Annotated in this window: 18 protein-coding genes; 12 read left to right on the forward strand and 6 right to left on the reverse strand. The window is 68.8% G+C overall.

The annotated features are described in order from the left end of the window. Positions 1-2: 2 nt before the first annotated feature. Complete coding sequence (locus tag AC5W7N_RS09805; RefSeq protein ID WP_490724173.1) at positions 3-521, reverse strand: M23 family metallopeptidase; 519 nt, start codon at positions 519-521, stop codon at positions 3-5. 435 nt (positions 522-956) lie between these two features. Further along, positions 957-1,427: a hypothetical protein gene (locus AC5W7N_RS09810; protein ID WP_195019711.1), complete on the reverse strand. Its 471-nt coding sequence runs from the start codon at positions 1,425-1,427 to the stop codon at positions 957-959. A gap of 809 nt (positions 1,428-2,236) precedes the next feature. Here AC5W7N_RS09810 and rpsB point away from each other — a divergent pair. The 5 genes from rpsB (at position 2,237) to AC5W7N_RS09835 (ending at position 6,554) form a co-directional block, all read left to right on the forward strand. Further along, complete coding sequence (gene rpsB, locus AC5W7N_RS09815) at positions 2,237-3,070, forward strand: 30S ribosomal protein S2 (RefSeq protein WP_036538333.1); 834 nt, start codon at positions 2,237-2,239, stop codon at positions 3,068-3,070. Between the two features lie 99 nt (positions 3,071-3,169). Beyond that, positions 3,170-3,994, forward strand: coding sequence for a translation elongation factor Ts (tsf, locus tag AC5W7N_RS09820; RefSeq protein WP_163811684.1), 825 nt, complete (start codon positions 3,170-3,172; stop codon positions 3,992-3,994). Between the two features lie 197 nt (positions 3,995-4,191). Next, positions 4,192-4,920: a UMP kinase gene (pyrH, locus tag AC5W7N_RS09825; RefSeq protein ID WP_036538330.1), complete on the forward strand. Its 729-nt coding sequence runs from the start codon at positions 4,192-4,194 to the stop codon at positions 4,918-4,920. Positions 4,921-4,971: 51 nt separating this feature from the next. Next, on the forward strand, positions 4,972-5,529 hold the full coding sequence (gene frr / locus AC5W7N_RS09830) for a ribosome recycling factor (RefSeq protein WP_130917271.1): 558 nt from the start codon (positions 4,972-4,974) through the stop codon (positions 5,527-5,529). A 50-nt stretch (positions 5,530-5,579) separates the two neighbouring features. Further along, complete coding sequence (locus AC5W7N_RS09835) at positions 5,580-6,554, forward strand: phosphatidate cytidylyltransferase (RefSeq protein WP_228806314.1); 975 nt, start codon at positions 5,580-5,582, stop codon at positions 6,552-6,554. A 30-nt stretch (positions 6,555-6,584) separates the two neighbouring features. Here the strand turns inward: AC5W7N_RS09835 and AC5W7N_RS09840 are convergent, their stop codons facing one another. Continuing rightward, positions 6,585-6,914: a LapA family protein gene (locus AC5W7N_RS09840; RefSeq protein ID WP_163811686.1), complete on the reverse strand. Its 330-nt coding sequence runs from the start codon at positions 6,912-6,914 to the stop codon at positions 6,585-6,587. Between the two features lie 132 nt (positions 6,915-7,046). Here AC5W7N_RS09840 and rlmN point away from each other — a divergent pair, with 132 nt between their 5' ends. Further along, complete coding sequence (gene rlmN, locus AC5W7N_RS09845) at positions 7,047-8,156, forward strand: dual-specificity RNA methyltransferase RlmN (RefSeq protein WP_163811688.1); 1,110 nt, start codon at positions 7,047-7,049, stop codon at positions 8,154-8,156. 93 nt (positions 8,157-8,249) lie between these two features. Here the strand turns inward: rlmN and AC5W7N_RS09850 are convergent, their stop codons facing one another. Next, positions 8,250-8,534, reverse strand: coding sequence for a DUF2631 domain-containing protein (locus AC5W7N_RS09850; protein ID WP_163811690.1), 285 nt, complete (start codon positions 8,532-8,534; stop codon positions 8,250-8,252). A 97-nt stretch (positions 8,535-8,631) separates the two neighbouring features. Between AC5W7N_RS09850 and dxr the strand changes: the two genes are divergently transcribed. The 5 genes from dxr (at position 8,632) to AC5W7N_RS09875 (ending at position 15,241) form a co-directional block, all read left to right on the forward strand. Then, complete coding sequence (gene dxr / locus AC5W7N_RS09855) at positions 8,632-9,771, forward strand: 1-deoxy-D-xylulose-5-phosphate reductoisomerase (RefSeq protein WP_163811692.1); 1,140 nt, start codon at positions 8,632-8,634, stop codon at positions 9,769-9,771. A 194-nt stretch (positions 9,772-9,965) separates the two neighbouring features. Next, positions 9,966-11,168 (forward strand): M50 family metallopeptidase, encoded by a 1,203-nt coding sequence (locus AC5W7N_RS09860; RefSeq protein ID WP_195019709.1) that lies wholly within the window; start codon positions 9,966-9,968, stop codon positions 11,166-11,168. Between the two features lie 125 nt (positions 11,169-11,293). After that, a complete protein-coding gene (ispG, locus tag AC5W7N_RS09865) occupies positions 11,294-12,451 on the forward strand; it encodes a flavodoxin-dependent (E)-4-hydroxy-3-methylbut-2-enyl-diphosphate synthase (protein WP_130917267.1) in 1,158 nt (385 codons plus the stop codon). Positions 12,452-12,521: 70 nt separating this feature from the next. Further along, the gene (locus AC5W7N_RS09870) at positions 12,522-13,385 is read left to right on the forward strand and encodes a GNAT family N-acetyltransferase (RefSeq protein ID WP_194990233.1); all 864 of its coding nucleotides are present in this window, start codon (positions 12,522-12,524) and stop codon (positions 13,383-13,385) included. A gap of 68 nt (positions 13,386-13,453) precedes the next feature. Further along, positions 13,454-15,241 (forward strand): penicillin-binding transpeptidase domain-containing protein, encoded by a 1,788-nt coding sequence (locus AC5W7N_RS09875; RefSeq protein ID WP_495923556.1) that lies wholly within the window; start codon positions 13,454-13,456, stop codon positions 15,239-15,241. Here AC5W7N_RS09875 and AC5W7N_RS09880 read toward each other — a convergent pair. Next, positions 15,201-15,515 (reverse strand): hypothetical protein, encoded by a 315-nt coding sequence (locus AC5W7N_RS09880; protein ID WP_495923557.1) that lies wholly within the window; start codon positions 15,513-15,515, stop codon positions 15,201-15,203. The two genes, AC5W7N_RS09875 and AC5W7N_RS09880, sit on opposite strands and share 41 nt — an antisense overlap. Positions 15,516-15,748: 233 nt before the next feature. After that, positions 15,749-16,246, reverse strand: a complete 498-nt coding sequence (locus AC5W7N_RS09885) for a peroxynitrite isomerase (RefSeq protein ID WP_163811700.1) — start codon at positions 16,244-16,246, stop codon at positions 15,749-15,751. Positions 16,247-16,360: 114 nt separating this feature from the next. Between AC5W7N_RS09885 and AC5W7N_RS09890 the strand changes: the two genes are divergently transcribed. Beyond that, positions 16,361-17,704: a TIGR03118 family protein gene (locus tag AC5W7N_RS09890; RefSeq protein WP_163811703.1), complete on the forward strand. Its 1,344-nt coding sequence runs from the start codon at positions 16,361-16,363 to the stop codon at positions 17,702-17,704. Positions 17,705-17,723: the final 19 nt, after the last annotated feature.

Below are 17,723 nucleotides of genomic sequence, written 5' to 3' on the forward strand. Positions count from 1 at the left end.
GATCATGGTCGGTCGATGGTCGGGGAGGAAGCGTCACGCACCGGCTTCAACCGAAGTGGACCCAGGTGCAACAGTCCGAGCGGATCCAGGTATTCGCGCCCTCCCCGGCCGGTCGACTCGCGACGCAACCCCCAGTGCAGACAAGCCGCGGCCGAGCAGCCTTCATGCCCGGCCTGCAGCACCCCGATCCGACTGCCCAGCCCCACCCGGCGGCCGACCGGCACCTCGGCCGTCACCGGTTCGTAGGTGGTGCGCAGCCCGCCCGCATGATCGATCGACACCACCGGTTTCCCCGCCACCGATCCCGCGAAAACGACGATCCCGTCTCCCGCCGCGAGCACCGCCTGCCCAGGCGAACCCACCAGATCTACTCCGCGATGCCCGGGCAACCAGTTCTGCGGCGGCTTCTCGAATCGCCGTTCCACCGCCGGCCGCGGCCGCAACGGCCAATCGAATCGGGTGGCCGGCGCCGCCCCGGCAACGTGCCCACCCGCACCGAGCAATATCCCGACCAGCACCAAGGCAGCCAGCCTCCCGACGACCGTCGGGGTCCGTCCTCGCTCGACCGACTGCGTGCCCCGGTGCGCGGCCGGAACCAAGGTGCTCGGCCACGGGGCCGGCACCTGGGTGGGGCGCCCGGCTGGATCGGGAGTGCTCGGCTGCCCGGCTGGATCGGAGGTGCTCGGCCACGTGGTCGGATCCGCGCCGCTGGGTCGCGCAGCTGGATCGAGGGTGCTGCGTCGCCGCGCGGCTGGAACCTGGATGCTCGGCCGGGCGATCGGCTGCGCGCCATGGTGCGTGGTCGTAATCGGGGCTCTCAGCCGCGCGGCCGGAACCGGGGGGTTCGGCCGTGTGCCAGGAACCGGGGTCCGCACGGCTGGTACCCGCGAAGGCGGCGGCCGATTCATCACCGACGCGCGTGGTTTCCGGTCCACCTGCCTGTGCGTCATCTGCGCTCATCGCGACCCGGACGGCGTGCGCGGCAGCGGTGCGTTGCGGGCCAAACCGCGCAGCAACGGCCCGAGCGCACAGGCCGATCCGCTGCTGAGCACCGCACACGCTTCGGGTTGGCGCTGCCGTGGCGCGGCGGCCACCTCGCCGTCGGGAGCTGTCGCGACGAACAGCCCGACCAACAGCCCCAACGGCAGCAGGCCCGACAGCAGCCGGCGCACCGTTCGGATGCCACTGGCGCCGCGCGAGCCGGCCGCGGTCACACTGCTGCCGGGCCCTGCGCGGCCCGGGACCACGGCAGCGTTGTCGGCGGCCTGGGCGGAGTCGCCGGCTGGCAGCGTGCCGTTGCGGGGCGGCAGGGCAGCGCGGTCGGCGGGCAGGATGGTACCGCCGGTCGGCAGAGTGGCGTCGCGGGGCGGTCGGGCGTTGCCGCTGGTTGGCAGGGCGGCCGCGGCACGCGGCCGGGAGTCGCGCATCGATCGGAGGGGCGAGCAATCACGGGGCGGCAGGGTGGCGCGGCCGATTGGCAGGGTGGCGCCGCCGGTTGGCAGGGTGGCGTCGTGGGGTGGCGCGGGAGCGTGGCCGGTGGGCAGGGCGGTGCCGCTAATAGGCGGTGTGGCGTCGCGGGGCGGTAGTGCAGCGCTGTTGGTTGGCAGGGCGGCCGCTGCGCGGGGCTGGGAGGCCCGCACGGATCGGAGGGGCGGAAATTCACGGGGCGGCAGGGTGGAGCCGCCGGTTGGCTGGGTGGCCTCGTGGGGTGGCGCGGGAGCGTGGCCGGTGGGCAGGGTGGTGCCGCTGATAGGCGGAGTGGCGTCGCGGGGCGGTCGGGCAGTGCCGCCGGCTGGCAGGGCCGCCGCGGCGCGCGGCTCGGAGGCCCGCAGCGATCGGGTGGGCGAGGGATCACAGGGCGGTGTCATGGCTCAACAGTGGCGTGCGCAGGACGCGCCGGACAGCCCAGAGCCGCCCCTTGTGGACAACCCCGGTTGATGTGGATAAACCCTCTTCCACCAGGGCGATTTCAATGGTGGTGATCCACGCCGTAGACTGATCGCGCGGTCTGTGTTTCCCATGGACCGACTTCGCGCGCCACCGTGCTCGTTCGTATGGCGCTGATCGATCCGGTGCGCACTTCATCAGAAGTGTGCCCGGTCGCGCCAGCGCAGCAATGGACGGGGAATCGTCGGCTGGTCCCGATCACGAGATCGGGTCCGGCGGTTCGGGGCGCCAGGGCAGCAGGCCGCCGGCGTGCTGCGTCAACCGGCAACGAAAGAGAGATACGGGAGCTATGGCTGTCGTAACCATGAAGCAGCTGCTCGACAGCGGCGCACACTTCGGGCACCAGACCCGCCGCTGGAACCCGAAGATGAAGCGGTTCATCTTCACCGACCGCAACGGCATCTACATCATCGACCTGCAGCAGACGCTGACCTACATCGACAAGGCCTACGAGTTCGTCAAGGAGACCGTCGCCCACGGCGGCACCGTGCTCTTCGTCGGCACCAAGAAGCAGGCCCAGGAGTCGATCGCGGCCGAGGCCACTCGCGTCGGGATGCCCTACGTCAACCAGCGCTGGCTGGGCGGCATGCTGACCAACTTCTCCACCGTGCACAAGCGCCTGCAGCGCCTCAAGGAGCTCGAGGCCATGGAGCAGACCGGTGGCTTCGAGGGTCGCACCAAGAAGGAAATCCTCATGCTCACGCGTGAGATGAACAAGCTGGACCGCACCCTCGGCGGTATCCGCGACATGCAGAAGGTGCCCTCGGCCATCTGGGTCGTCGACACCAACAAGGAGCACATCGCCGTCGGCGAGGCCCGCAAGCTGAACATCCCGGTCATCGCGATCCTGGACACCAACTGCGATCCCGACCTGGTCGACTACCCGATCCCGGGTAACGACGACGCGATCCGGTCGGCCGCGCTGCTGACCAAGGTGGTCGCCTCCGCCGTCGCCGAGGGCGTGCAGGCCCGTGCCGGCCGCGCCGCCGGTGACGACAAGCCCGAAGCGGGCGCGGGCGAGCCGCTGGCCGAGTGGGAGCAGGAGCTGCTGGCGCAGGCCGCCCCCGCCGCCGAGGCTCCCGCTGCCGAGGCCGCTCAGACCGAGACCCCGGCCGAGGCCTGAGTTTCGGCGTCATCCGCTGTTCCAGTGGTGGCCACCTGGCACTGCCATCGTGGCCACCACTGCCCGGTACCTAACCTTTTCGAAGGAGGCTCGCCCCCGATGGCGAACTACACCGCCGCTGACGTGAAGCGGCTCCGGGAGCTGACCGGCTCCGGGATGATGGACTGCAAGAACGCCCTGGCCGAGACCGACGGCGATTTCGACAAGGCCGTCGAGCTGCTGCGCATCAAGGGCGCCAAGGACGTCGGCAAGCGCGCCGAGCGCACCACCGCCGAGGGCCTGGTCGTCGCCAAGGACGGCGTCATGGTCGAGATCAACTCCGAGACCGACTTCGTCGCCAAGAACGCCGAGTTCCAGGGCCTGGCCGACCAGATCGTCACCGCCGCCGCGGCCGCCAAGCCGGCCGACCTGGAGGCGCTGAAGGCGCTGGACCTCGGCGGCAAGACCGTCGATGCCGCGGTGCAGGAACTGGCCGCCAAGATCGGCGAGAAGCTGGAGCTGCGCCGCGTGGTCTCCCTCGACGGCCCGGTCGCCACCTACCTGCACAAGCGTGCCTCTGACCTGCCGCCTGCCGTCGGCGTGCTGGTCGAGTACACCGGTTCCGGTGACGCCGCCGCCGAGGCCGCGCGCGCCGCCGCCATGCAGGTCGCCGCCCTCAAGGCCAAGTACGTGACCCGCGACGAGGTTCCGGCCGACATCGTGGAGAACGAGCGCCGCATCGCCGAGCAGACCGCTCGCGAGGAAGGCAAGCCCGAGGCCGCGCTGCCGAAGATCACCGAGGGCCGCGTCAACGGCTTCTTCAAGGATGTCGTCCTGCTCGAGCAGGCGTCGGTCACCGATTCGAAGAAGACCGTCAAGGCCCTGCTGGACGAGGCCGGTGTCACCGTGACCCGCTTCGCCCGGTTCGAGGTCGGCGCGAGCTGAGAGCCCTCGCGCCACACGAGCGAGAAGGCCCCTCGTCGCACCGATCATCCGGTCGACGGGGGGCCTTCTGCTGCCGCTCCAACCGAATAAGGCAGGATAGGGACGCTCTGCGTTGCCGACTGTCTGATGCCGCCGTGCCCGGATCTCGGGCCGGCGCCAGCCGAGAACATGCCGATCGCCGAAGGAGACCCAGACCGATGACCGACCCGGGGACCGACCGCCCAGGATATCGCCGGGTACTGCTGAAACTCGGCGGTGAGATGTTCGGCGGCGGCAAGGTGGGGCTCGATCCTGACGTCGTCCAGACAGTGGCCGAGCAGATCGCCGAGATCGTCGCGACCGGCGTGCAGGTGGCCGTGGTGATCGGTGGTGGCAACTTCTTCCGCGGTGCCGAACTGGAAGAGCGCGGCATGGAGCGGGCGCGCTCGGATTACATGGGCATGCTCGGCACCGTCATGAACAGCCTTGCGCTGCAGGACTTCCTGCAGAAGCAGGGCATCGACACCCGAGTGCAGACCGCGATCACCATGGGCCAGGTCGCCGAGCCCTATCTGCCGTTGCGCGCCAAACGGCACCTGGAGAAGGGCCGCGTGGTGATCTTCGGCGCCGGTATGGGCATGCCGTACTTCTCCACCGACACCACCGCGGCACAGCGCGCACTCGAGATCGGCGCCGACGTGGTGCTCATGGCCAAGGCCGTCGACGGTGTGTTCACCGCCGACCCCCGGGTCGATCCGGCGGCCACGATGTACACCGAGATCACCCATAAAGAGGCGATCGAACGCGACCTGAAGGTCGCCGACGCCACGGCGTTCAGCCTGTGCATGGACAACCAGATGCCGATCCTGGTGTTCAATTTGCTGACCAAGGGCAATATCGCCCGGGCTGTCGCCGGTGAGAAGATCGGCACATTGGTTCGTTCCTGACTCCGCGAGCCCGCGGATCATGACGATGACGACGCTGTGGAGGAAACGGTCGTGATTGAAGAAGCGCTCTTCGACGCCGAGGAGAAGATGGAGAAGGCCGTCTCGGTGGCGAAGGACGATCTCGGCACCATCCGCACCGGTCGGGCGAATCCGGGCATGTTCTCCCGGGTGCTGGTCGACTACTACGGATCGCCTACCCCGGTCACCCAGATGTCGAGTATCACCGTGCCGGAACCCCGGATGGTGGTGATCAAGCCCTACGAGCAGGCGCAGCTGGGTGCGATCGAGACCGCGATCCGCAACTCCGATCTCGGCGTGAACCCGACCAACAACGGTGACATCCTGCGGATCTCGATTCCGCAGCTCACCGAGGAGCGCCGGCGCGAGATGGTCAAGCAGGCCAAGTCCAAGGGGGAGGACGCCAAGGTCGCGATCCGCAACGTGCGTCGCAAGGCGATGGAAGAACTCGGGCGCATCCAGAAGGATGGCGAGGCGGGCGAGGACGAGGTCGGGCGGGCCGAGAAGGAACTCGACAAGACCACCGCCAAATATGTCGGCCAGGTCGATGAGCTGGTCAAGCACAAGGAAGCCGAACTGCTCGAGGTCTGACCCAGATCTGGCGGGCCCGCCCGGGCGGGGGACGAAACGGAAACGACGAGTTGAGCGACGGGACAATCGTGGCCGAGAACACCGCTGCGGCCGGTGCGGCGGGACAACAGGCACCGGACGACGGCCCCTTTGACGCCGCTACCGCCGGTGCGGCGGACGCGACGCCGAGCGTGCGCGAATCGCCGGCGCCGGAACCGGCCGCGCCCAAGTCGCGGGCCGGTCGCAATCTACCGGCGGCCTTGATCGTCGGCTTCGGCCTCGGGCTCTCGCTGATCGCGATCCTGCTGTTCGTGCCGAAGGTGTTCATCGGGGTGGCGGGCGCCGCGATCGCGGTGGCCACCTGGGAGGTCGCCAAACGGCTGCGTGAGGCCGACGTGCTCGTTCCCCGGATCCCGTTGATCGCCGGTGGTCAAGCGGTGTTCTGGCTGGGCTGGCCGTTCGGCCCGGAAGGGGTCGCCGGAGCGTTCGCGGCCACGGCGCTGGTGTGCATGGTGTGGCGTTTGTTCGACCACGGCCTGACCACCGCCCCGCGTAACTTCCTGCGCGACACCTCGATCGCGATCTTCACCCTCGCCTGGATTCCGTTGCTCGCCGCGTTCGCGGTTCTGCTGCTGCTCGAGCCGGACGGCAACCTGCGGGTGCTGACGTTCATGATCCTGGTGGTCTGCTCCGACGTCGGCGGCTACGTCGCCGGGGTGCTGTTCGGCAGGCATCCGATGGTGCCCTCGATCAGTCCGAAGAAATCCTGGGAGGGCTTCTGCGGCTCGCTGGTGTTCAGCGTGATCGGCGGTCTCCTGACGGTGACGCTGCTGCTGGACGCCAACTCGATGATCGGTGTGGTGCTCGGCATCGGCCTCGTGCTGGTGGCGACCATCGGTGATCTCATCGAATCGCAGATCAAACGCGAGCTCGGCATCAAGGACATGGGCACGTTGCTGCCGGGCCACGGCGGCATCATGGACCGGCTCGACTCGATGCTGCCGTCGGCGTTCGTGTCGTGGCTGGTGCTCAGCACCCTGCTCTGAGGTCTGCGCGGCGCCGCGGCTGAGCCGCGGTCAGGGGCGTTTGGCGGCGCGGCGCAACTGCATGATGCGTACGCCGCCGACCAGCGCCATCACCAGCGCACCGGCGATCACCGACAGCAGCACCGATACTCCGAGCGGCAGGCCGAAGGTCCAGAACAGGAGGTCGACCTCCACCCGCTCCAGGTTCTGCAGGATGAAGATCAGCAGCACGACACCCAGCAGCGCGGCCACGACGAGGCCGACCCAGGTGTATCCCGCCTTCGACTTCTCCAGCGTGCGGCGGGTGCGCGGAGTGACGGCCGGTTCGGTCTGCGGGATCGGCTCCGGTTCGGGCACCTGGTCAGCGGCATGGGTAGACATATATCGATCATTCCCGACAGCTATCGCTCCCGCACGGATTTCCGTGCCACGGCGCGCTCCCGCGGCCGCAGCGGAGCCGTCGAGGGGATGTGATGTGGTCGACGCCCCGGGGGATGGGACACTGGAGAAACTATGACCGTCTCCCTGCCCCTGGTTTTCGATGCCCCGCGCCGTGGGATGCCGCCGCGCCACCTGGCCGATCTGGACGCCGACGGCCGCCGCGCCGCGATGGCCGAACTCGGGCTGCCGGCCTTCCGGGCCGACCAGATCGCCCGCCAGTACTACGGGCGGCTGCAGGCCGACCCGGAGCAGATGACCGACCTGCCGGCCCCGGTGCGCGCGAAGGTCGGCGAGGCGCTGTTCCCGCCGTTGCTGACCCCGGTCAAGCATGTCGCGTGCGACGGCGGCGATACCCGCAAGACGCTGTGGCGGGCCGGTGACGGCACCCTGCTGGAGAGCGTGCTCATGCGCTACCCGGACCGGGCGACGCTGTGTATCTCCAGCCAGGCCGGCTGCGGTATGGCCTGCCCGTTCTGCGCGACCGGTCAGGGCGGGCTGAACCGGAACCTGTCGACCGCCGAGATCGTCGACCAGGTGCGGGCCGCGGCCGCCGCACTGCGTGACGGCGAGGTACACGGCGGTCCCGGCCGGCTGTCGAACATCGTCTTCATGGGCATGGGTGAGCCGCTCGCCAATTACAAGCGGGTGCTGAACGCGGTGCGGCGCATCACCGCACCGGCGCCGGACGGTCTCGGCATCTCCCAGCGCAACGTCGTGGTCTCCACCGTCGGCCTCGCCCCCGCGATCCGCAAGCTGGCCGACGAGGGCTTGTCGGTGACGCTGGCGGTCTCGCTACACACCCCCGACGACGAGCTGCGTGACACCCTCGTACCGGTGAACAACCGCTGGCCGGTGGCCGAGGTGCTCGACGCCGCACGCTACTACGCCGACAAGACCGGTCGCCGAGTATCGGTGGAGTACGCGCTGATTCGCGATATCAACGATCAGCCGTGGCGGGCGGACATGCTGGGGGAGAAGCTGCACAAGGCACTCGGCTCGCGCGTGCACGTCAACGTGATCCCGCTGAATCCGACGCCGGGCAGCAAGTGGGATGCCAGCCCGAAGCCGGTGGAACAGGAATTCGTGCGGCGGGTCAACGCCAAGGGCGTGCCCTGCACGGTGCGCGATACCCGTGGTCAGGAGATCGCGGCGGCCTGCGGGCAGCTGGCCGCCGAAGGCTGAGCCGCACCTGCGGGCGAGCAGAACGCCGCCCCGGCCGCTGATCCGCGGATCGAGCCGCCGGGGCGCTGGTGATCGAGTGCGAGCGCGCCGGGACTAGCGCGGTTTGCGGCGCAGGATGCTGTCGCGGATGAGGATGACGGCAAGGCCGATCGCGGAGGCGACGAGGAAGATGTAGCCGACGTTGCCGGTGCCGGAAGAGGCGCCCTGCGGGCCCTCGAACAGCATCGCCAGCAGCGCGAGCACGACGATCCAGCCCGCGATCCGGAAGGCGCGCCTGGACTCGCCGCTCCAGCCCCATGCGGCCGACGGAACCTCAGCAGGATCCACAGTGGTGACGGCGCGGTCACTGGTGGTGGTTTCGAGTTCCGTGGCGGCCACGATCGCTCCTCAGCTCGAGAATCGGATACTGCCCGATATCGTGGCATACGACCGGTCGTCGTAGCCAGCAGGGTGCGGTGTCGGTCAGAATGTGCGGGTGTCCGACGTCGTAAGAGTTCTCCTGCTCGGCAGCACCGGTTCCATCGGAACCCAGGCGCTGGAGGTGATCGCCGCCAACCCCGGCAAGTTCGAGGTGGTCGGCCTGGCCGCGCGCGGCGGTAATGCCGATCTGCTCGCCGCGCAGATGGCGGCCACCGGTACCGCCAATGTGGCGGTGGCCGATCCGGCCGCGGCCCAGCGGCTCGGCGTCGAGCTCGGCGGGGCCGGCGCGGTGACCGAGCTGGTGCGCCGCACCGAAGCCGATGTGGTGTTGAACGCGCTGGTCGGTTCGCTCGGACTGGAACCGACGCTGGCCACCCTGCACTCTGGCGCGCGACTTGCGTTGGCGAACAAGGAATCTCTCGTCGCGGGCGGCTCGCTGGTGACTCGCGCCGCCGCGCCCGGACAGATCGTGCCGGTGGATTCGGAGCATTCCGCGCTGGCGCAATGCCTGCGCGGCGGGCGCGCCGAGGAAGTGGACCGGCTCATTCTCACCGCGTCCGGGGGACCGTTCCGCGGCTGGACCACCGAGATGCTGGAAGCGGTCAACCCCGCCGAGGCGAAAACCCATCCCACCTGGTCGATGGGCCCGATGAACACGCTCAACTCGGCCTCGCTGGTCAATAAGGGCCTCGAGCTGATCGAAACGCATCTGCTGTTCGGCATTCCGTACGACCGCATCGACGTCACCGTGCATCCGCAGTCGATCGTGCACTCGATGGTCACCTTCACCGATGGCTCGACGCTGGCTCAGGCCAGCCCGCCCGATATGAAGCTGCCGATCGCGCTGGCACTCGGCTGGCCCGACCGGGTGCCTGGTGCTGCGGCGGCCTGCGATTTCTCCACCGCGACGACCTGGGAGTTCGAACCGGTGGACAACGAGGTCTTTCCCGCGGTGGAGCTGGCCAGGCAGGCCGGTACCGCGGGCGGCTGCGTGACCGCGGTGTACAACGCGGCCAACGAGGTCGCGGTGCAGGCCTTCCTGGACGGCGCGATCCGGTTCCCCGAGATCGTGCGCACCGTCGGTCTCGCGGTCGCCGCTGCCGACGATTGGCGCGCCGAACCGACCAGCCTGGAGGAAGTGCTCGCGGCCGATGCCTGGGCGCGGGAGTACGCACGGAAACTGGTGCTCACCTAGTCGGCACGCGCGGTCCGGCGGCGACCATCGCGGCCCACTGCCCGGCTCACAGCGCCGGACCGCGCGCTGCCGGGTAGACGCATCCGGTCACCGCCGAACGCTGCCGGTACTGTGGACGCGTGCTCGCGGCCGACCCAGGACGCGTGCGTGCCGGGAACTGACGAGCTGCGCAACGCAGGAGGGCTGTAGAGCAAATGGTGTTCGCGTTCGGTTTCGCGCTGTTCGCCCTCGGCATCACGATCTCGATCGCACTACACGAGTGCGGGCATATGTGGGCCGCACAGGCGACCGGGATGAAGGTGCGCCGCTACTTCATCGGCTTCGGGCCGCGCATCTTCTCGTTCCGGCGTGGTGAGACCGAGTACGGCCTGAAGGCGCTGCCGCTGGGCGGGTTCTGCGATATCGCGGGCATGACCGCGCTCGACGAGCTCGAGCCCGAGGAACTGGACCGGGCGATGTATCGCCAGGCCACCTGGAAGCGTCTGGTCGTCATGTTCGGCGGCATCGCGATGAACTTCCTGCTCGGCTTCCTGCTGGTGGTGGTGCTCGCCGTCGGCTGGGGGCTGCCGAACTTCAACCAGCCGCCGGCCACCGCTCTCGGTGAGATGAGCTGCGTCGCCACCCAGAACCCGGATGGCACGCTGGCCGAGTGCACCGGCACCGGCCCCGCTCAGCGGGCCGGGCTGCAGCGCGGTGACGTGGTGAAAGCCGTCAACGGGGTCGAGGTCGAGACCTGGCGGGAGTTCCAGACCGAGACCCAGAACCAGACCGGGCCCTTCACCTACACCATCGAGCGTGACGGTGAGATCCTGACGATTCCGGTCACCCCCGAGCGCGTGATCCGCTATCCGTCCGACGGTGGACCCGGTCGCGAGGTGAGCGCGGTCGGCGTCGGTTCCGACTACTACGGGCCGGTCAAGTACAACGTGCTGGCCGCCATCCCCGCGGCCGGGGCGTTCACCGGCGACATGTTCGTGCGCACCTTCGAATCGCTGGCCCAGATGCCGGCCAAGGTGGCCGACCTGTGGACCGCGGTGACCGGCGGCGAACGCGATCCGGAAACCCCGGTGAGCGTGTACGGCGCCTCGAAGATCGGGGGCGAGACCGCCGAGCGCGGGCTCTGGGGCCTGTTCATCCTGGTCCTGGCCAGCCTGAACTTCTTCCTCGGCGCGTTCAACCTGCTGCCGCTGCTGCCGCTGGACGGCGGGCATATCGCGGTGGTGCTCTACGAGAAACTGCGCAACACCGTCCGCGGCTGGAAGGGGCTGGCGCCGGGCGCGCCGGTCGACTACCTGAAGTTGCTGCCGGTGACCTATGTGGCGGTGGTGATCGGTGGTGCGTACATGGTGCTGACGTTGGTCGCCGACATCGTCAACCCGATCGAACTGTTCCCCTGACCAGCGCACCCGATGTTCGAGTGACGGCCCTCGCGCTGTCACGGTGGTCACACGAGAACGTCACGCGCGCGCGACTAGACTCGCAGGCGAGTAGGCCCGAACCAGACGAAAGCAGGCAGCCGAAGGTGACCAGCACAATCGGATTGGGGATGCCGACCGCGCCCGCGGCCGTGCTGGCTCCCCGCCGCAAGACCCGTCAGCTGATGGTGGGCAACGTCGGTGTGGGTAGCGATCACCCGATCTCGGTGCAGTCGATGACGACCACCAAGACCCATGACGTCAACGCGACGTTGCAGCAGATCGCGGAGCTCACCGCGTCCGGCTGCGACATCGTGCGGGTGGCCTGTCCGCGCCAGGAGGACGCCGACGCGCTCGCCACCATCGCCAAGAAGTCGCAGATCCCGGTGATCGCCGACATCCATTTCCAGCCGCGCTACATCTTCGCCGCGATCGACGCCGGATGCGCCGCGGTGCGAGTGAACCCGGGCAACATCAAGGAGTTCGACGGCCGGGTCAAGGAGGTCGCCAAGGCCGCAGGCGACGCCGGAATCCCGATCCGCATCGGCGTGAACGCCGGTTCGCTGGACAAGCGGATGCTGGAGAAGTACGGCAAGGCCACTCCCGAGGCGCTGGTGGAATCGGCGCTGTGGGAGGCGAGCCTGTTCGAGGAGCACGGCTTCGGCGATATCAAGATCTCGGTCAAGCACAACGACCCGGTGATCATGGTCGAGGCCTACCGCCAGCTGGCCGCGCAGTGCGATTACCCGCTGCACCTCGGCGTCACCGAGGCCGGTCCGGCATTCCAGGGCACGATCAAATCCGCGGTGGCCTTCGGCGCACTGCTCAGCGAGGGCATCGGCGACACCATCCGGGTGTCGCTGTCGGCGCCGCCGGCGGAGGAGATCAAGGTCGGCGGGCAGATCCTGCAATCGCTGAACCTGCGTCCGCGCAAGCTCGAGATCGTCTCGTGCCCGTCCTGTGGGCGCGCCCAGGTCGACGTGTACACCCTGGCCAACGAGGTGACCGCCGGACTGGAGGGCATGGAGGTTCCGCTGCGGGTGGCGGTGATGGGCTGCGTCGTCAACGGACCGGGTGAGGCCCGCGAAGCCGATCTCGGCGTCGCCTCCGGCAACGGCAAGGGGCAGATCTTCGTCAAGGGCGAGGTCATCAAGACCGTGCCGGAAGCGCAGATCGTGGAGACCCTGATCGAAGAGGCCATGCGCATCGCCGAAGAGATGGGCGAGGATGTCGGCGCCGGGGAACCGGTCGTCACCGTCGGCTGAACGCCGCACCGGACCAGGGGTTTCGAGATACCCGGGGCACGCGGCCCCGGTTCATGGCAGGCTGTGAGACGTGCGGAGTCTGCTGGAGCCGACGCGACGCGCGAAGAACCCTCCCGCGCGTCAGCTCGCCAAGCGGGACCTGGCGCAGGTCCTGCGAGTGCTGGATGCCGATCCCGTGGCCTGCTGCATGGTCGCGGCCCGGTTGCAAGAATTCGGTATCGATGGCAGCGGCGGCCAGGGCGAACTGTGGAGCCGCGGCGGTCCGGCCGAGTCGCTGTGCTTCTCCGGGGTCAACCTGGTTCCGTTGCTCGGCGATCAGGACGCGTTGCGCGCCTTCGCCGAACGGGCGGTCCGCTGGCCCCGCATCTGCTCCTCGGTGGTCGGCAGACAAGAGCTGGCGCTGCCGCTGTGGGAGATGCTGGCCGAGCATTGGGGCCCCGCCCGGGAACTGCGGGCCGACCAGCCGCTGCTCGCGTTGGACGAACCGACGGGGGCCACACCGGATCCGCTGGTGCGCCGGGTGCGGCCGGAGGAACTCGACCGCTATCTGCAGGCCGCCATCGCCATGTTCATCGAGGAGGTGGGCGTCGACCCGCGCGCCGGTGACGGCGGCCGCGGCTACCGTCGCCGAGTCGCCGGTTTGATCGAATCCGGCCGCGCCTGGGCCAGGTTCGAGGACGGGCGCGTGGTGTACAAGGCCGAGGTGGGTTCGCTGTCGCGGCGCACCGGCCAGATCCAGGGCGTGTGGGTGCATCCCGATCGGCGTGGCAACGGCCTCGGCACCGCGGGGACCGCCGCCGTCGCCAATGCGGTGATCGCCTCCGGGCGCACGGCCAGCCTGTATGTCAACGATTACAACGAGATCGCGCGCAAGGCCTACCGCCGGGTGGGTTTCCGGCAGATCGCCACCTTCACCACCGTGCTGCTCGACTGAGGTTGCCCGGCCCGAACTGCGGTGCGCCACAGGTGTTTGCCCGGCGGTGGCCGCTACCATCGGTGCCGATGTCGATTCGCGTGTTCCTCGTGCTTGCCGTCGCCGCGCTCGCGGTCGCCGCAACCGGCTGCGCCGCGGGCCCGCAGGGTCCTGCCGCGGCTGCCGAGGCCTTCGTCAGCGCCTTTGCCGCCCATGATGTCGATGCGGCCGCCGGGCACACCAGCCGGCCGGAATCGGCACGGCAGGCATTGGTTTCGGCGTGGGAGGGTTTGCAGGCCGAGCAGTTGAGCGCACGCACCGGTGCTGCCCGCGTCGCCGGTGACACCGCGACCGTCGACTACACCTACGAATGGGTACTGCCGAAGAACCGGGTGTGGACCTACTCCGGGACATTGCAGATGGCCCGCACCGACGGACGCTGGACGGTGCGCTGGACCTCGTCGAATATCCACCCCGAACTCGGTGACACCCAGAAGATGGAACTGCGCGCCGAGCCGGCGCCGCGGGCCAGGGTCAACGAACAATCCGGCAGCGATGTGCTGGTCCCCGGCAAGGTGTCGCGGGTGGTGTTCCGCACGGCCGACGCGAGTGATCCGGGCTCGGTGGCGGGCGCGCTCTCGGCCGCCCTGATCCGCTTCGACAAGGACCTCACCGCGTCGGCGATCCTCGATGCGGCCCGGCGGGCCCAGGGCGCCTACACCGTCGCCAAGCTGAGCGAATTCGAATTCGACCAGGTCAGCATCGAACTCATCGGCCTGCCGGGGGTGACGCTGACCCAGGAGTGGGATCTGGTGCCCACCCGGCGCGAGTTCGCCCCCGACCTGATGACGCAAGTTCGCCAGACCGTGATCGACGAGGTCGACGGCAAGGCGGGCTGGAGCGTCGTGCTCGAGAACGCCAATGGCGCGCAGATCGGGGTGTTGACCGAAGTCGCCGCCCAACCGGCGCCGTCGTTCTCGCTCAGCGTCGACCGCAATGTGCAGAATGCCGCCCAGCACGCGGTCTCGCTGCGCACCGAGCAGACCATGATGGTGGTGATCCAGCCGTCGACCGGTGCGATCCTGGCCGTCGCGCAGAACGAGGCCGCCGACCGGGACGGGCCGATCGCGACCATCGGCCAGTATCCGCCGGGATCGGTGTTCAAGACCGTCACCGCGGCGGCCGCCATCGACGAAGGCCTGGCCACCCCCGACACCGTGCTGCCGTGCCCGAGCCAGACCGTGATCGGTGAACGCACCATCCCCAATTACAACCTCTTCACGGTGGGCAGTGTGCCGATGGCGACCGCCTACGAGCGGTCCTGCAATACCACGTTCGCGAAACTGGCCAGCGGGTTGTCCGCCGAGGCATTGCACGATATGGCGGCGGCGTTCGGGATCGGGCCGACGTACACGGTGGCCGGTTTGCCGACAGCTTCTGGATCGGTGCCACCGGCCGAAGACGAGGTCCAGCGCGCCGAGGACGGCATCGGCCAGGGGCGGGTGGTGGTGAGCCCGTTCGCAATGGCGCTGGTCGCGGCGACCGTGGCCAACGGTTCGGTGCCGGTGCCGTATCTGATCGCCGGACGCGAGACCGTCGTGGACGGCGACCGTCCCTCGATCGACCCGGAGGTGATCGACGGTCTGCGGATGATGATGCGCAAGGTGGTCACCGGCGGCACCGCCGGCCGCATCGCCGATCAGGGCGAGGTGTACGGCAAGACCGGTGAGGCCGAGGTCGACGGCGGCTCACATTCGTGGTTCGTCGGCTACCGCGGTGACCTCGCATTCGCGACGCTGCTGGTCAAAGGCGGGAGTTCCGATAACGCGGTCGCCGTTACCCGGGATATGTTCGCGGCGCTTCCGCCGGGATACTGAGCAGGCCGTCGGCGGGCGACACGTCCGCGGTGCGGCCGGATGGCTGCTGGGCGGCGAGCTGGTGCACCGCGAAGAACAGTTGGGTCGCGGTGACGGGGTCGACGGTCGCGTTCGGATAACTTCGCGGAGATTCGCGGGCGGGTTGAATGTCACGGACGACGGCCGGGTGCACGGCGCCCCCGGAAGCGGCGGTGTCCGTGCCGAGGATTTCGACGACACCGGCGCCGCCCAAAATCATTCCGGCGGTGATGAGGACAAGGGTAGAACGCTTCATGGCCGGCTCCCTCGAATCAGGGTGTGCGGGAAGAGCTCGTGCTGCAGCCTCGTTGCGGCAAGTGAATTCGCCAGATGATGACTGAATGTTTGCTGTTGAGGCCAACCTAAGCGCTCAGCACTGTTCCGGACAAGAAAAATGTGAGCAGGCGGATATCGGAGCGAAAATCGTGACCTGAGGCATGGCCGATTCGTGACCGCCTCGTTATCCGGCGATCGAGGTAGCGAAAAGCTTCACGCGCGACGCAACGTGGCTGCCAGATGATGTTGTAACGGTTCACCGACCGCCGCCATGCGCAGCGTGTAGTCGATGACGTCGCCGGATTGCCGAATTGAGCGGCCGAGCGCGGTCACCGATTTCGCGGTGCCGCTGAGCCCGATATTCGTCGACTCGAATTCGACGCGAATCTCGTCGGAGGTGACGGTCAGGGCGCCTTCGCAGATTTCGGTGATACCCGTCGGATGCGCCAGGATCAGCTCGACGCGATCCGGTCGCGGACAGCGCAGGTACCCGGTTTCGGCGTGTAGCGGGCGATTGTCGTCGGCGGCGCGGGTGCGTTGCCGATAGGTGAGGAATGGCCGGCCGATATGACCGAAGTGGATTTCCTCGAGGTAGTCGAACGGCTCGATCGTCGGGTACTCGCCGTGTCCGGTGCCGCGCCAGGTGCCCAGCAGTGGGGCCAGCGGTGCGATATCGGGATGGGGCGCGATGGGCGGCTGGGGTTCGACCACGGCGGTCAGCTTAAACCCATGGCCGAGATGATGTTTCCCGGCTCCCCGGTTTCTTACACGCTAAGGTGAGCGACGCCTGATGGGTGAGGGGCTGTGTTGTCGGAAGGGACAAGAATGCTGTACGGACACCGGGCCGATTCCGGTAACTGGCGCTCGCGCACGACCCTGCTGCGGATGTCGGCGCTCGCCACCGCTGTCGCGCTCGCCGCGGCCTGCTCGGACTCCGCGACCGGGACGGGCGAGGTCGGGTTGGACGGCAACCGTTATGTCGTGACCGCGCTGGCGTCCGGCGACGAGGGCGCGCACGCCGCGGTCACCGTGTCCGATCTGGTCAACGCGTGGGGTTTCAGCGACCGGCCCGGCGGCCATTTCCTCGTCGGCGCGGGCGGCAAGGCCTTCGGTTTCCTCGGCGATGTGCGCTCGGCGGCGAAACCGGAGCTGCACACGTTGTCCCAGGACGGATTCACGGCTATGACCGTGCCCGGTGTCGATGCCGATACCTCCGACAAGAGCGCGGGCACCGTGACCGGTGTGGTGGCGAATCCGGCGCCGCCGAACTCGGATGCGTTCGTGGTGCGCGATCAGCCGGTGCCGTTCGAGGGGGTGCCGCCGCTGCTGCTGACCGGCTCGGCGCGCAACATCATCGCGACCGATGCGGGCACGCTGGCCGCCTGGACCGATATCGCGCCCGACGGTGCCGTCATCCGGCACGACGGTCCGGCCAACCTGGTTTTCGACGGATCGGCGCAGAAGATGGCGTTCTACGGCATCGCGCTCGCCCCCTCGGGGGACAAGCTGCTCGCCGCCGATTTCGGTGCCGAACCGCAGGTGCGCACGTTCGACAAGAACTGGCAGCTGGTGCCGACATCCGGGTTCGCCAACCCGTTCGCCACCGGCGAGGCTGTCGACGCCGAGAAACCGGAGCTCGGCCGCAAGGCGGTTCCGGGTGATCCGGCGCCGTTCAATGTCACCACCATCGGTGACCGTGTGTTCGTCTCGTACGCGGTGACCAGGCCCGATTCCGATGACGCCGAGAAGTTCGCGGTGGGCGAGCGCGCGGTGGCCGACGCCGACGGTGAAAGCGCTGCCGCGGGCAAGCCGGGCAAGGGCAAGGTCGCCGAGTTCGCCGCCGACGGTTCGCTGGTGCGCATCCTCGATGACGGCGGCAGGCTCAACGCGCCGTGGGCGGTCACCGTCACCCCGTCCACCTTCGGCCCGCTCAGCGGAAAATTGCTGATCGGCAATACCGCGGGTGCGGGCCACATCCTGGCCTACGACGACACCACCGGTGAGTTCGTCGACTACGTCCGGGATACCGGCGGCGCACCGCTGTCGGTGCCCGGCTTGCGCGGGCTCGAGTTCGGTGACGGCGCGTCGCTCGGAGACTCCGACGCGCTGTACCTGACCGCCGCCCCGACGCCGAAGACCGCGCACTTCTCCAGCATCCGCCTCAAGTGAGCCGTGGACTCGCCGAGTG

This window comes from Nocardia sp. CDC519 (genome assembly GCF_059509835.1).

Coding starts and splice junctions, on each gene's coding strand:
- AC5W7N_RS09810 (WP_195019711.1), bottom strand. CDS start 1,427: ATGCGCGACTCCCGGCCGCGTGCCGCGGCCGCCCTGCCAACCAGCGGC.
- rpsB (WP_036538333.1), top strand. CDS start 2,237: ATGGCTGTCGTAACCATGAAGCAGCTGCTCGACAGCGGCGCACACTTC.
- tsf (WP_163811684.1), top strand. CDS start 3,170: ATGGCGAACTACACCGCCGCTGACGTGAAGCGGCTCCGGGAGCTGACC.
- pyrH (WP_036538330.1), top strand. CDS start 4,192: ATGACCGACCCGGGGACCGACCGCCCAGGATATCGCCGGGTACTGCTG.
- AC5W7N_RS09840 (WP_163811686.1), bottom strand. CDS start 6,914: ATGTCTACCCATGCCGCTGACCAGGTGCCCGAACCGGAGCCGATCCCG.
- rlmN (WP_163811688.1), top strand. CDS start 7,047: ATGACCGTCTCCCTGCCCCTGGTTTTCGATGCCCCGCGCCGTGGGATG.
- AC5W7N_RS09860 (WP_195019709.1), top strand. CDS start 9,966: ATGGTGTTCGCGTTCGGTTTCGCGCTGTTCGCCCTCGGCATCACGATC.
- AC5W7N_RS09875 (WP_495923556.1), top strand. CDS start 13,454: ATGTCGATTCGCGTGTTCCTCGTGCTTGCCGTCGCCGCGCTCGCGGTC.
- AC5W7N_RS09880 (WP_495923557.1), bottom strand. CDS start 15,515: ATGAAGCGTTCTACCCTTGTCCTCATCACCGCCGGAATGATTTTGGGC.
- AC5W7N_RS09890 (WP_163811703.1), top strand. CDS start 16,361: ATGCTGTACGGACACCGGGCCGATTCCGGTAACTGGCGCTCGCGCACG.